This window comes from Flavobacterium sp. GNP010 (assembly GCF_056428945.1).
In genome coordinates, this window is the sequence record NZ_JBWJVK010000148.1 from 1 (window position 1) to 411 (window position 411).

At 41.4% G+C, this 411-nt stretch carries 1 protein-coding gene; it reads left to right on the plus strand.

The features are described 5' to 3' along the window. On the plus strand, window positions 1–411 hold a 411-nt coding region (locus AC061C_RS15920), incomplete at both ends, for a tyrosine-type recombinase/integrase (RefSeq protein ID WP_478291986.1).

Consider the following 411-nt stretch of genomic DNA (forward strand, 5'->3'; position numbering starts at 1 on the left):
AGGCCGGCAAAACACCTTCGCAAACGTATTTTAAACACTGCGTTTACGGACTTCGATTTTTGCTTAAATCGGAGGGTTTGCCGTATGAATTTTTACGACTACCTTCGATAAAACACGAGAAGAAACTTCCCGTTGTTTTAAGTAAAGAAGAAGTTTGGGCGATGTTACAAAACGCCAAATTGCTCAAACATAGAATTCTTATTGGTTTGCTGTATGGTTGCGGACTGCGCTGTATGGAGGCCCGAAGCGTGCGTTTACAAGATCTGGATTTCTATAGAAAACAACTCAAAGTCGTACAAGGCAAAGGCAAGAAAGACCGCTATGTGCCACTTTCGGAACATTTAATTCGTGGGCTGAAAAAATACATCGAAGCCGAAAAACCTCAAGATTATCTTTTTAACGGACAGCCTT